The following is a 13,309-nucleotide window of genomic DNA, read 5'->3' as shown; positions in this document are numbered from 1 at the left end:
GGACTCGCCACACGAGCCGTCCGTCCGACAGAATGACCGGCGATGACCAGCTCGCCACCGCCCCAGGAGCCGTCCGGCCCCGCCTACGGCCCCTTCGCGCACCTCACCACCCCCACCGCGGCCCTCTACCGGGAGATCATGCGGGTGTTCCTGCGCGCCAAGGAGCGGTACGCCGTCCACCTGCGCCCCGAGGACGTGCACGCCGCGCTGCCGCTCGACGTGCGGCCCGCCGAGGCGGAGACAGTGGCCAAGGCCCTCGGCAGCCTCAGTCAGCCGGAGTGGGGCAACCTGCGGGCCGACCCCGACACCGCGCGGGTCACCGCCGTCGAGGACTTCTACCGCAAGCGGTACGTCTACCAGCTCACCCAGGCCGGCGAGGCCGCCGAGGAGGCGCTCGCCGCGTACGACGACGCGCTCGGCCGGCGCGGCTCACTGCAGGCCGTCGCCCTCCACGACATCGTCACCCAACTGCGCGCCCTGCTCGTGCTCGCCGCCGAGGACGAGCCGGACCCCGCCAAGACCCACCTCGCGCTGGACGGACTGGCCAGCCGCTTCGCGGCCCTCGCCGACAACGCCCGCGCCTTCATGGGCTCGCTGCAGCGCACCATCGACCTGCACGACGTCTCCGAGGAGGCCTTCCTCGCCTACAAGGACCAGCTCATCGGCTACCTGGAGCGGTTCATCCAGGACCTGATCACCCTCGGCGGCCGCATCGCCGCGCTCATCGACGAACTCGCCGACCGCATCGAACCGCTGCTGTCCATCGCCGCCGCCCGCGAAGCCGCCGACGCCGCACCCGAGGCCGCCGGCAGCGCCCAGCACGAGGCCCACGAGCGGTGGAGGGCCCGCTGGGCGGGGCTCGGCGACTGGTTCATCAGCCGCGACGGACGCGAGTCGCAGGCCCGGCTGCTGCGCGGCCGGGCGCTCGGCGCGATCCCGCAACTGCTGGCCGTCGTAAGGGTCCTGAACGAGCGGCGCGCCGGACGCTCGGACCGCTCCGCCGACTTCCGCACCCTCGCCCGCTGGTTCGCGCAGGCCCCCGACGACGACGCCCGCCACCGGCTGTGGCGCGCCGCCTTCGGCCTCTACCCCGCCCGCCACCTCACCGTCGACGCCGACACCCTCGCCGCCCGCACCGCGCACCCGTTGCCCGCCGCCACGCCCTGGGCCGCGGCCGAGCCGCTGCGCATCAGCCCCCAGCTGCGCCGCACCGGCAGCTACGAGAGGCGCGGCAAGCCCCGCAGGGTCGAGGACCGCTCCGCGGCGCGCGCCAGGCTGGCCGAGCTCGCCGCCAAGCAGGCCGCTGAGACCGCCGCGGCCCGCGCCCGCCTCACCACCGACGGCACCGTCCGGCTCTCCGCGCTCGGCGAACTCGACCCGCTCGCCTTCTCCCTCTTCCTGAACCTGCTCGGCGACGCCCTCGCCACCTGGCGGCCCGGCCTGGAGCACACCGTCGCCACCAGCAACGACGGCTCCATGGAGATCCGCCTCACCGCCCTCGGCGACGGGACGACAGCCGAGATCCACACCCCCGGAGGGGTCTTCCGGGGTCCGGACCACCTCGTCGAGATCGTCGACCTCACCCAGGAGATTCCGTGAGCACCCCCCTCGCCGAGGTCCTCGACGGGCAGCGGGCCGCCGACCAGCGCAAGGCCGCCCGCGCCCTGCTGGCCCATCCGCTGCTGCTCGCCCGAGGCCCCCATGCCGACGCCTTCCGGCTGGTCCGGCAGAACGCCTCCGAGCTGCGCGAATGGTTCGAGCGCAACACCGGCTGGTCCCTCGTCGTCGACGCGGACGCCGCCCGCCTGCGCAAGACCCCCGGCGTCCTGACCGACCCCACCCACCCCGCCCGCGAGGCCAACCGCACCGCCGCCCCCTTCACCCGCCGCCGCTACGTCCTGCTGTGCCTGGCCCTGGCGGCGCTGGAGCGCGGGGAGGCGCAGATCGCGCTCGGCCGACTGGCCGAACAGGTCGTCCTGGACGCCGCCGACCCCCAACTGGTCGCCGCCGGGATCGCGTTCACCCTCGACCGGCGCGACGAACGCCTCGACCTCGCCGCCGTCGTCCGCCTGCTGCTCGCCCTCGGGGTGCTGCGCCGGGTCGCCGGCGACGAGGACGCCTATGTCAGCGGGGCCGGAGACGCCCTGTACGACGTCGAGCGGCGGGTGCTGGCCGGACTGCTCGCCACCCGGCACGGCCCCTCCCTCATCCAGGCCGGCGGCTTCGAGGAGCGCCTCGCAGCGCTGACCGCCGAGACCGCCCTCGACAGCGACGAACTGCGCTTCCGCGCCCTGCGGCGGAGCCTGACCCGGCGCCTGCTGGACGACCCCGTCCTCTACTACGACACCCTGACCGACGCCGAACTCGCCTACCTCACCCGCCAGCGCGGCTTCCTCACCGCCCGCATCGCCGAGCTCACCGGGCTCGTGCCCGAGGTCCGCGCCGAGGGGATCGCCATGGTCGACCCGGACGACGACCTCACCGACGTCCGCATGCCCGAACAGGGCACCCACGGCCATGTCACCCTGCTGCTCGCCGAGTACCTCGCCGCCCGCCGGGGACCGGTCGGCACCGAGGAACTGCGGCGACGGGTACGCGAACTCGCCGCCGAGCACGGCGGCTTCTGGTCCAAGGCGGCCCGCGAGCCGGGGACGGAGGGCGAACTCGTCGAGCAGGCCGTCGCCAAACTCACCGCCCTCTCCCTCGCCGTCCGCACCCCCGACGGGGTCGCGCCCCGCCCCGCCCTCGCCCGCTACGCCGTGGGCGAGACGGTCGTACGCGACACGGGGCGGAAGGACGCCGCGGACAAGGCCGCCGACCCCGCCCACACCGAAGACCCGGCGAAGACCGCCGCCCAGCCGAGGACCCCGCAGCGATGACCACGCTCCCCGCCCCCCGCCACCCCTCGACGGCCCCCGTCCCCGGGGCCTCGCTGCCCCGCCCCGGCCGCTCCCGCTGGCAGCCGCTGCGCATCGGCCTGGTCGACCTCTTCCTCTACGACTGCGAGGAGTTCCACTTCAAGGACGGCCGCCTGCTGCTGCGCGGCAACAACGGCACCGGCAAGTCCAAGGTCCTCGCCCTCACCCTGCCCTTCCTCCTCGACGGCGACCTGTCCGCCCGGCGGGTCGAACCCGACGCCGACCCCGGCAAGCGCATGGAGTGGAACCTGCTGCTCGGCGGCGAACACCCGCACCCCGAGCGCCTCGGCTACACCTGGATCGAGTTCGGCCGCCGCGACGAGACCACCGGCGAGGAGCACTACCGCACCCTCGCCTGCGGCCTGAAAGCCGTCTCCGGACGCGGCGTCGTCCGCCACTGGTACCTGGTCACCGACCAGCGCGTCGGCGAGGACCTGAGCTTCCTGGACGCCACGCGCACCCCGCTGTCCCGCGACCGGATCGCCGAGGCCGTCGCCGGGCACGGCATGGTCTACGACCAGGCGGCGGCATACCGCAGGGCCGTGGACGAGGCCCTGTTCGGGCTCGGCGAGCAGCGGTACGCCGCCCTCGTGGACCTGCTCATCCAGCTGCGCCAGCCCCAGCTGTCCAAGCGGCCCAACGAGGCCGCGCTGTCGAGGGCGCTCACCGAGGCGCTGCCGCCGGTGGACCAGGCCGTCATCGCGGACGTGGCCGAGGCCTTCCGCTCCCTGGACGAGGAGAAGGAGGAGCTGCGCGCCGCCGCCGAGGCCGAGAAGGCGGCCTCCGCCTTCCTCGACCACTACCGCCGCTACGCCCGCACCGCCTCCCGCCGCCGCGCCCGGCTGCCGCGCGCCGAGCACGCCAAGTACGAGGCGCTGCAACGGGACCTGGCCGGCGCGCGAGCCGAGCAGGCGGCCGCCGCGGCGGACCGCGACGCGGCCGAGGAGCGGCTCACCCACCTCGCGGACGCCGAGGCACGGCTCAAGGCGCAGGACGCGGCCCTGCGCGAGGGCCCCGAGATGCGCAGCGCCCACGAACTTGAGCAGGCCGCCCGGCACGCCGAGCGCACCGCCGCCGCCCGCGAACGCGCCGACGGCGACCGGCGGCAGGCAGAGCAGGTGCACGCGCGCGCCCTGGCGCGGCTGTCGGCGGCGCAGAACCGGCTCACGGCCGCGGACGACCGGGCCGCGAGAGCGCTGGACCGGGTCCGCGAGGCCGCCGCCGCGGCCCGGGTGCCCCTTCCCGAGGAGGGGGAGCCTGCCCGCGACGCCGTCGAGGCGGCCGCGGACCGCCGCCGACGCGGTCTCACCCATGTGCAGGCCCTCGCCGACGAGGCCGACCGCGCCGCCGCCGAGCACCAGGCCGCGGCCCGCCGGCTCGACGAGGCCGAGGCGGACCTCGGCCACGCGCAGGGAGAGTACGAGGACGCCCAGGCCGCCGTGCGGGCGGAGGCCCGCCGCCTGCTGGACGCCGTCCGTGAACGCGCGGCAGGCTGGACGGAGTTGGCCTACCCGGACCCGACCGGGCTGCTGGACGCGCTTCAGGAGTGGACCGGCCATCTGACCGGGCCGTACCCGGCGCGGGACACGGCGGCCCGCGCCCATCGCGCGCTCTCCGGCGTGCTCGCCGCCCAGGCCGCGGAGGCGGCCCAGCGCCACAGCGCCCTGGTGCTGCGCCGTCAGGAGGCCGAACGGGAGCTCGCCGCCCTGGAGTCCGGCGGCCAGCGAGGACCGCAGGCGCCGCACACCCGCACCCCCGGCGTACGCGAGGGAAGCACCGGCGCGCCGCTGTGGCGGCTCGTCGACTTCCGCGACGGCCTGGGGGAGGCGGAGCGCGCCGGGATCGAGGCCGCACTGGAGGCCTCCGGCCTCCTGGACGCCTGGGTGCGGCCCGACGGCTCGGCGCGCGGCGCCGACGGCCACGACATCCTGCTCGACCCGCGTGGCGGCCCCGTCCCCGGACCCAGCCTCGCCGACGTGCTGCGCCCGGCCGTGGACGGCGGTGACGCGGGTGCCGCCGCCGTGGGGGAGACGACGGTGGCCCGGCTCCTGACGGCCATCGGGTACGGGCCCGCCGGCCCGGCGCCGGACGCGCCGGCCACGGACACCTGGATCCACGCCGACGGCAGCTTCCGGGTCGGCGCGCTCACCGGCCGCTGGGCGAAACCCGCCGCGCAGTACATCGGCGAAGGGGCCCGCGAGCAGGCCCGGCGGGCACGGATCGCCGAGCTGCGCGCGGAACTCGCCGAACTCGGCGCGCAGGCGGCGGCCGTCGCCGCCGAGGCCGAGTCCCTGGAGGCGCGCCGCCGCACCCTGGACGCCGAACTCGACTCCGTACCCGACGACGACGCGCTGCGGCAGGCGCACGCCCGGCTGTCCGCCACCGCCCAGCAGGCGGCCAGGGCCGCGGGGCGCAGGGACGACAGGGCCGCCGAGGCCGCCGAGGCCGCCGGGAGCGCCGAGCGCGCGGCCGGCGAACTCACCGCCGCCGCCGCCGATCTGGGCCTGCCCGCCGACCGCCCGGGCCTCGACGCCGTACGCCGTGCCCTGGCCGACCTCGACACCGCCCTGGCCGCCCTGTGGCCCGCCCTGCGCGAACGCGCCGAGGCCGCCACGGCCGTCGGCGCCGAACACGACGACGCCGGGAGGGCGGGGGAGCGCGCCGCGGAACTGGCCCTGCGCGCCGAGGAGGCAGCGCACGAGGCGGCGGCCGCCGACGAACGCCACACCACCCTGCGCTCCACCGTCGGCGCCGCCGTCGCGGAACTCCAGCGCCGCCTCGCCGACACGGCCGCCGCCCTGCGGGAGAACGCCACCGGGCAGAAGCAGACCCGGCAGGACCACACCGCCGCCGTCGAACGCGCCGGCCGGGCCGCGGGCCGCATCGAGCAGCTCGAACGGGACATCGCCGGGGCGGTGGCCGCCCGCGCCGAGGCCATCGCCGCACTCCAGCGCTTCACCGGCACCGGACTGCTCACCGTGGCGCTGCCCGGCGCCGACGTCCCCGATCCCGACGCCGGACCGTGGAGCGCCACCGCCGCCATCGGCCTCGCCCGCGCGATCGAAGCCGGACTCGGCGCGACCGACGACTCCGAGGCCGCCTGGGAACGCGTCCAGAAACGGCTCGGAGAGGAGCTGAAAACCCTTCAGGACGCCCTGTCCCGGCACGGGCACTCGGCCGCCGTCCGCATGGTGGAGGAGGGCATGGTCGTCGACATCGTCTACCAGGGCCGCGCCCGCGCCGTACCCGAACTGGCCGAGGCCCTCGCCGCCGAGGTCGGCGAACTGACCCGCATCCTGTCCGCCCACGAACGCGAGATCCTGGAGACCCACCTCGTCACCGAGGTCGCCGGAACCCTGCAGGAACTGATCGGCACGGCCGAACGCCAGGTCGCCGCCATGAACGACGAGCTGGAGCAGCGGCCGACCTCCACCGGGATGAAACTGCGCCTGGTATGGCGCCCCTCCCGCAAGGCCCCGGCCGGGCTGGCCGAGGCACGCGCCCGGCTCCGCCAGTCCGCGGACGCGTGGACACCGCAGGACCGGGCCGCCGTCGGCGAGTTCCTCCAGGCGCGCATCGCCGCACGGCAGAGCGAGGACGCCTCCGGCAGCTGGCTGGAGCACCTGACCGCCGCACTCGACTACCGCGCCTGGCACGAGTTCGGCATCGAACGCCACCAGCACGGCCGGTGGGTCCCGGCGACCGGCCCCGCCTCCGGCGGCGAGCGCGTCCTCGCCGTCAGCGTGCCGCTGTTCGCCGCCGCCTCCTCCCACTACGCCACCGCCGGCAACCCCCACGCGCCGCGCCTGGTCACCCTCGACGAGGCGTTCGCGGGCGTCGACGACGACTCCCGGGCCAAGTGCCTCGGACTGCTGCACGCCTTCGACCTGGACGTGGTGATGACCAGCGAACGCGAATGGGCCTGCTACCCGCAGGTGCCCGGGGTCGCCATCGCCCAGCTCTCCCGGATCGACGAGGTCGCCGCGGTGCTGGTCACGCGCTGGGAGTGGGACGGCGCCACCCGGACGCGGGGCCAGGATCCCGGGCCCGCGGCCGGGCCGCAGGGAGCCGAGCCGGCGGAGCCGGCCGCGGCGCGGACGGAGGGCCGGTGGCCGTGACCCCGGAAGGGGGCGGCGAGACGCCGCCGCCGGCGCCAGGCACGCGCCGCTCGCCCGGTGACGTCCTCCCCGCGGGGGTGGGCCCGTCGGCGCCGGATCCGTGTGCGCCCGCCGCCGCATCCGCGGCGACCGCCACCGCGCCGGTGCCCTGCGTGGCGCCGGTAGGGGCATCGGCGGGACCGGTGGCGGCCCCGGAGGGGGCGGCCCTCCCGGCGCCGGGCACACCGTGCGCCTCACCGCCCGGGCTGCCACAGCCGGACCCTGGAGTGACCGGTGCGCGGACGGCCGATCCGGCGCCCGTCGACGCGGCGCGCCTACGGCGCCTGCTCGGCGGGCCCGACCTCGGCTGGCTCGTCGAACGGGTCCGCCGCCGGATGGAACGTGAGGAACCCCTCACGGGCGCGGTGTCCCTGCGTGGTCCCACCGAGGCCCAGCGCCGCGCCGCCGAGCGCCTGCTGGGCCGGCCACCCGGTGGCGGCGGTTCCCTGACCGTCCGGCTGGAGGCCGTGGACGCGGTGCTGCGCCGCTCGGCGGTCAGCCCCGACGGCCTCGCCGCCGCCGTCGTCGCCCTCACCGGCCCCGTCGTCCCCGCCCGGCTGACCCGTGCCGCGGAGGACCGCGCCTGGCGGGCCGCCTACGCGCCCCTGGATCAGCTGCCCCACCTGGCCGCCTGGGCGGAGCGGCTGCGGGCGGACGGGGTGGTGCGCCGTCTCGCCCGCACGCCGCGGGCCGCCCACGAGCTGCTGGCGAGCACCGCTCGGGCGCTGCGCGAACTGCCCGCCGACCCCGCGGTCTCGCTGCCCGCCTTCGCGGCCCGCGTCCTCGGCTCGGCGCACGCGCTCGACGACGGCACGCCGCTGGCCACCCTCACCCTGTCCGGCATCCGCGCCCTCACCGGCTTCCCCGATGGCTCCGGGACGGGGTGGCGGCGCGAGGCATGGGCCTCGGCCGGACTGCTGCGCGACGAGCTGTCCTCCACCGTCCTCACCCTCGGCCTGCGCGGCACCCCCGCTCTGGACTGGCTGACCGCAAACGGCGAGCCCGCCGTGCTGACGCTCCGTCAACTCGCCTCGGGTGCTGTGCCGATCCCGCCGGGGGGTGTGGTGCGCGTCTGCGAGAACCCCGCAGTCATGGCGTCCGCCGCCGACGCGTACGGGGCGCACTGCCCACCCCTGGTGTGCCTCCAGGGCCAGCCCTCCGCCGCCGCCCTCACGCTTCTGCGCCGGATGGCGGACCACGGTGCGAGCCTGCGCTACCACGGTGACTTCGACTGGGGTGGGCTGCGCATCGCCGCCGCCTTGCTCGCCCGCGTGCCGTGGATCCCCTGGCGCTACACGGCCGCCGACTACCGCGCCGTCGCCAGGGACAGCGCGCTGCCCCTGACCGGCCTCCCCGCGGCCTCCCCGTGGGACCCGCCACTCGCCGAAGCCCTGGCCGCTCACGGGGTCCGCGTGGAGGAGGAGATGGTGCTGGACACCCTGCTCGCCGACCTCGCGCCCGAGCCGTCGGGACGGCCCCGCACGCGCTGATTCGGGCGGAGGGGCCTCGCCACTGGCCGATGCTGGCCTCCCGGCGCACTGCGCCGATCGCATAGGCGTTCACCGCGGCGACCACCGCCATGACGGCGTCCACGTCGACGCCCCCGGCGCGGCCACCGCCGTCTCTTGGTCGGCCGGCGCGTGTGGCCCGAGTCGGGGCCGGCCGCCCGGGAGGCTCTTCATCGCCATCGGATCCGATGGGATGCGCGGCGCCGTGAGGTCGCGGAAAGTCCGGGTTCACCGGACGCCCACCGTTCCTGTCTTCATCCCTTCGTTCGCCGACGCCGTCTCTCAGAGGATGGAACACGCGTCGGGGCCTGCGTCGCCGTCAGAGCACGCGATCTTCGTACGACGGTGGCGGGTTCTGCGGCGCTGTTAGCCTGCGCTCCATGATCAAGAGCGGTCTGGCAGGTCGAACAGCCCGGATGGCGGGGAACAGTGGGCCGGAGCGCGTGCTGGTCGCCGCCAGTTTCGTCAACCGGGTCGGCAACGGTCTGTTCAACGCGGCGTCGGCGCTCTATTTCACCTTGGTCGTGGGCCTGCCTGCGGTGCGGGTCGGCGCCGCGCCCACCATCGCCGCAGTGATCGGCCTGTGCGCGGGGATACCTGGGGGCCATCTCGCTGACCGGCACGGCGCACGCGTGATCATGATGTCGGCCCTGGCGGCCCAGGCGGCGTCGATGGCGGCCCTCGTCCTCGTCGAGAGCTGGGCCGCACTCACGATCATCGCGACGGTCGACCAGATCGCCGCGGCGGTCGGAGGGGCGGCGTGGGGGGCTCTGGTGGCCCGGGTCGGGGGTGAGCGACCCGCCGTGTTCCGTGCGAAGCTGCGCACCTTCGTCAACTTGGGCGTCGTCCTGGGAACGCTGGGTGCCGGGCTGGCGCTGGCGGCGGGCACCCGCGGCGCCTATGTCACGCTGATTCTCAGCAACGCGGCGAGCTTCGCCCTGTGTGCGACCCTGTTGCTCCTGCTACCCCGCTACCCGGTGCCGGCCGCACCGCCGCGGCAGCGCCGTTGGCTCGCTTTCGCGGACCGTCCGTTCCTGACCTTCACCGCCCTCTACGGGGCCATGGGATTGCAGTACCCGGTGGTCTCCCTGCTCCTGCCGATCTGGATCTCCGAGCACACCGAAGCGCCGCGCTGGACGGTGGCCGCGCTGTTCGCAGTCAATTCCGCCTTCTGCGTACTGACGCAGAACAGGATCGGCTCCCGTATCGAGACCCCGTACGACGGCGGCAGGGCGTTTCGCACCGCGGGGCTGCTCTTCCTCGTCAGCTGTCCGATGATGGCGCTGGCGGCGTACGCCCCTGTCTGGGCGGCAGCGGGACTGGTCCTGGCCGCGATCTTCATCCACAGCCTGGGAGAAGTCTGGGAGTCCTCGGCGGGCCTCGCCCTGGGATTCGGTCTTGCCCCCGACCATGCCCAGGGTCAATACCAAGGTGTCCTCGGCCTCGGCTTCAGCGCGGGCCAGGCTCTTGCCCCGGCCATCCTCACCACGGTGGTACTCGGCCTCGGCACGCCGGGCTGGCTGCTGCTGGCGTTGTTCTTCGCGGCGCTGGGTGCTGCCGGCCCGCCACTTGCCCGCTGGGGTGTACGGACCCGGCCGCAGCCGGGTGTTGCCGCGGAAGTGACGAGGTGACCAGGGAGTAGCCGCCAAGAGCCTTGTCGTACGCCTCGGGCTGGATGCCGGGTTCGTGGGTGGAGCACTCGCCGAAGCGGCGGATGTGCTCGGTCAGCTACGGCGAGTTGCGGGCCAGGTCCTCGGGGGCGATGACGTCGCCTTCCTCCCGCAGGTGGCGCACGATCTCGGCGACGCAGTCGTACGGCCGCATCGGACGGACGTCCGGCGCGGTGGCGACCCCTCTCAGCGGCACCGCGTCCAGGCCCAGCCGACGCCGCTGGTCCGCGGCCGGGCGGACGATGGACAATGGCCGGGCCGCTCCGGGCCGTCGTCCCGAGGTCGAAGCGGGGACAGCGATCGTGTTCGACGAGAGGCCCGGCGACATGGGTGCACCACCATTGCTCGAGCTCAGCGGCGTCAGCCGGGTCTACGGCAGGCGCACGGCGCTGGCCACCGTGAACCTGCGACTGCGGTCCGGGAAGTGCGTGGCGCTCCTCGGCCGCAACGGCTCGGGCAAATCGACACTGCTGCGCATAGCGGCCGGCCGGGACAAGCCGAGCACCGGCACGGTGACGTTCGACGGCAAGCCGATGAACGAGAACGACCCGGCGGTCCGGGCCCGGGTGGCCGTGGTCGGCGACACCGCGGCCTGTTACCCCGACCTGACCGTGCGCGAGCATCTGCAGCTCGTGGCGGTGGCCCACGGGGTGGAGGACGCCGGCGACTGGATCGGCCACGTACTGGCCGAACGGATGCTGTCCGACCACGCCGACGCGCTGCCCGGGGCACTGTCCTCCGGGCAGCTGCAGTCCCTGCTGCTGGCCTCCGCGATGGTCCGGCCGCGCGACCTGCTGCTGCTGGACGAGCCGGAACAGCGACTGGACCCGGGCGCGCGGCGGCAGCTGGCGGACCTGATCACGAAGGAGACCGCGGCCGGCGTCGGAGTGCTGCTGGTGACCCACCACGGGGAACTGGCCCGGGCGGTCGCCGACCGGGTGCTGGTCCTCAGCGACGGCACGGTGGTCGCCGACGGCCACCCGGACGAGGTGCTCGCCACCGGGACCGACGGACTCACCTGGCTGGCCGAGAGCCCGGAGGGTGCCCGGTGACCACTCTCGCCGAGGAGACCGGGGAGACCGAGGGGACCGGGGAGCACTCCGCGGCCTGGTCCGACGAGGACGACTGGACGCCGGAGACGCTGCGGCTGGTCCGCGACCTGCGCAGCCCGCACCGCCGCAAGAGGACCGGCCAGATCGCCTACACCCTGTACTGCGTGGCGCTGCTCCTCGCGGTGTGGGGAGCGCTGCCGACCATGGGGCTGTTCCTCGAGAGGTCGATGGGCGCCGACTACTCCGGTCACGGACCGGCGATCCTGGCCGCGCTGCCGGCCGGGTCCTGCGCGCTGGGTCTTGGATGGCTGCTGGTCGCCGCCTGGGACGCCCAGTGGCGCGGGCCGGTGGTGCCGCCGCGTGAGACCGTCGACTGGCTGCTCGCCCAGCCGGTGCGCGTGGGCAGAGTGCTGCGGCCGTGGTTCTGGGGGTCGGCGGCGATCACCGGCGGAGCCGGGCTGCTGGTCGCGGCGATCGGCGCGGTCGCGCTGAGCCTGACGGTCGGCGTGGGGCTGCCGGCCGCGTTCGGGTGGTGCCTGCTGGGCGGCTGCGGCCTGCCGCTGCTGGCGACCTCGCTGGCCACCGCGGTGGAAGGCAGCGAGCGGGTGGCCCGCTGGGCCCGGCTGGCCACTCCTTACGTCGGCATGGCGGTGCTGGCGCTGGTGGCGCAGGCCGTCATGGCGGTCGGCGGCGACCGGCTGCCCGCACTGGAACGGGTGGAGCTGTGGTCCGGGCCCTGGGGCTGGGCCGGTCTTGCCGCGCTGGCCCCCACACCGGCCTCGCTGCCGGGCGGCCCGGCCGCCGGCGTCCTGCTGACGGTGGTGGTGGCCGGCGCGCTGGCCGCGGCACACCGCTTCGCCGGGTCGCTGGCGCTGTCCGCGGTACGGCGGCGCTCGCGGACCGCGACCGGGGTGATGGCCGCGCTGCGCACGGTGGAGTTCCGTACCGCGCGGCAGGCGGTGGCCGGGGTCACCGGCGGGGCCCGGTCGGCGCGATGGAGGCTGCCGGCGCCCCGCAGGCCGGAACTGGCGGTGCCGTGGCGGGACACCCTGGCGCTGCTGCGGACTCCGGGCCGGCTGGGCCGGGCCGTGGTGCTGGGCGTGCCGGCGGTGCTGGGCGCGGTGCTGGCGGCCTCGGCTCACGGCTGGCCGGGCGTGGCGGCGGCACTGGCCTCACTGGTCTTCGGCTACTGGGCGCTGACCCAGCTGATGGAGCCGGCCCGGGTGGAGACCGACGACACCCGGCGCGGGTCGTGGGCGCCCTATCCGTACCGCGGCCTGATGCTGCGGCACACGGCGGTGCCCGTCGTGCTGGGGCTGGTGGGCGCGCTGGTGGCGGCGGGGGTGCTGGCCGGGGAGGGTGCGGGGGCTCGCGCGCTGCTGGCACCGGCCCTGGTACCGCCGCTGGTGGGCGCTTCGCTGGTCAACGCGTGCCGGGGGGCGACCAAGCATCATCTGCTGATGTCGTCGGCCCAGTCTCCCACCGGCAGCATGGGACCGGTGCTGTTCCTGGGCTGGTACGCCGCCGGGGCGCTGGCGGCCGTGGTCACGCTGGTCGTCCCGTTCCTGACGGCGCTGCATTCCGGCTCGGCCGCTTCGGTCGTCACCGCTGTCGCGGCGAGCGCCATGGTGACCGTGATCATGGTGCGCTGGGCGGTCACACGGATCGGGAACCTGACGGCTCCCTTGGCGGACTGACCGGGGGTGCGGCGGCCTGTGCCGCTCGCATCCTCACGTCGGTGGTTCTCCCGGCGCTCGGCGGGCGGCAGGTCCGCGCCACCGCGTACACCGTCGAGGATGCCGTGCGGCACCGCGGTGCGCAGCGTGGTGCACGGCAGGACGCGGGCGCCGGCGCCGGCGCGGGCAGGCCGGGGCGGGTGAGCGCGCTGACAGCGATGGCGGTCCCGACGGATGCCGCGGCCGACCGCACCGTCCTCGGCCACCGTGCGTCCACCCCGGCGGGGGCGGCTGTCCGCCGGTGACGCTTTCCGCGGCCGGCTCCCGG

At 75.9% G+C, this 13,309-nt stretch carries 9 protein-coding genes; 8 read left to right on the top strand and 1 reads right to left on the bottom strand.

Annotated features, from left to right (window positions below; genetic code table 11):
- Window positions 1-42 precede the first annotated feature (42 nt).
- The 5 genes from AC3ET4_RS06865 (at window position 43) to AC3ET4_RS06845 (ending at window position 10,214) form a co-directional block, all read left to right on the top strand.
- Window positions 43-1,599 carry a TIGR02677 family protein gene (locus AC3ET4_RS06865; RefSeq protein ID WP_431946996.1) on the top strand — a complete coding sequence of 519 codons (1,557 nt, stop codon included), beginning with the start codon at window positions 43-45 and terminating at the stop codon, window positions 1,597-1,599.
- Window positions 1,596-2,879, top strand: coding sequence for a TIGR02678 family protein (locus tag AC3ET4_RS06860; RefSeq protein WP_431946994.1), 1,284 nt, complete (start codon window positions 1,596-1,598; stop codon window positions 2,877-2,879). Before AC3ET4_RS06865 ends, AC3ET4_RS06860 begins: the two co-directional genes overlap by 4 nt.
- Window positions 2,876-7,036: a TIGR02680 family protein gene (locus tag AC3ET4_RS06855; protein WP_431946992.1), complete on the top strand. Its 4,161-nt coding sequence runs from the start codon at window positions 2,876-2,878 to the stop codon at window positions 7,034-7,036. The genes AC3ET4_RS06860 and AC3ET4_RS06855 overlap by 4 nt, the downstream gene beginning before the upstream one ends.
- Window positions 7,037-7,302: 266 nt before the next feature.
- The gene (locus AC3ET4_RS06850; RefSeq protein ID WP_431946990.1) at window positions 7,303-8,565 is read left to right on the top strand and encodes a TIGR02679 family protein; all 1,263 of its coding nucleotides are present in this window, start codon (window positions 7,303-7,305) and stop codon (window positions 8,563-8,565) included.
- Window positions 8,566-8,963: 398 nt separating this feature from the next.
- The gene (locus AC3ET4_RS06845) at window positions 8,964-10,214 is read left to right on the top strand and encodes an MFS transporter (protein ID WP_488175910.1); all 1,251 of its coding nucleotides are present in this window, start codon (window positions 8,964-8,966) and stop codon (window positions 10,212-10,214) included.
- Between the two features lie 97 nt (window positions 10,215-10,311).
- Here AC3ET4_RS06845 and AC3ET4_RS06840 read toward each other — a convergent pair whose 3' ends face one another.
- A complete protein-coding gene (locus tag AC3ET4_RS06840) occupies window positions 10,312-10,503 on the bottom strand; it encodes a hypothetical protein (RefSeq protein WP_431946986.1) in 192 nt (63 codons plus the stop codon).
- Between the two features lie 76 nt (window positions 10,504-10,579).
- Here AC3ET4_RS06840 and AC3ET4_RS06835 point away from each other — a divergent pair, with 76 nt between their 5' ends.
- Genes AC3ET4_RS06835 through AC3ET4_RS06825 form a run of 3 tightly spaced genes read left to right on the top strand, consistent with a single transcriptional unit; the run spans window position 10,580 to window position 13,286 of the window.
- On the top strand, window positions 10,580-11,305 hold the full coding sequence (locus AC3ET4_RS06835) for an ABC transporter ATP-binding protein (RefSeq protein ID WP_431946984.1): 726 nt from the start codon (window positions 10,580-10,582) through the stop codon (window positions 11,303-11,305).
- A complete protein-coding gene (locus tag AC3ET4_RS06830) occupies window positions 11,302-13,002 on the top strand; it encodes a hypothetical protein (RefSeq protein WP_431946982.1) in 1,701 nt (566 codons plus the stop codon). Before AC3ET4_RS06835 ends, AC3ET4_RS06830 begins: the two co-directional genes overlap by 4 nt.
- 41 nt (window positions 13,003-13,043) lie before the next feature.
- The gene (locus AC3ET4_RS06825; protein WP_431946980.1) at window positions 13,044-13,286 is read left to right on the top strand and encodes a hypothetical protein; all 243 of its coding nucleotides are present in this window, start codon (window positions 13,044-13,046) and stop codon (window positions 13,284-13,286) included.
- Window positions 13,287-13,309: the final 23 nt, after the last annotated feature.

Source organism: Actinacidiphila sp. bgisy167 (genome assembly GCF_057707665.1).
This window is presented reverse-complemented; position numbering and strand designations above follow the sequence as displayed.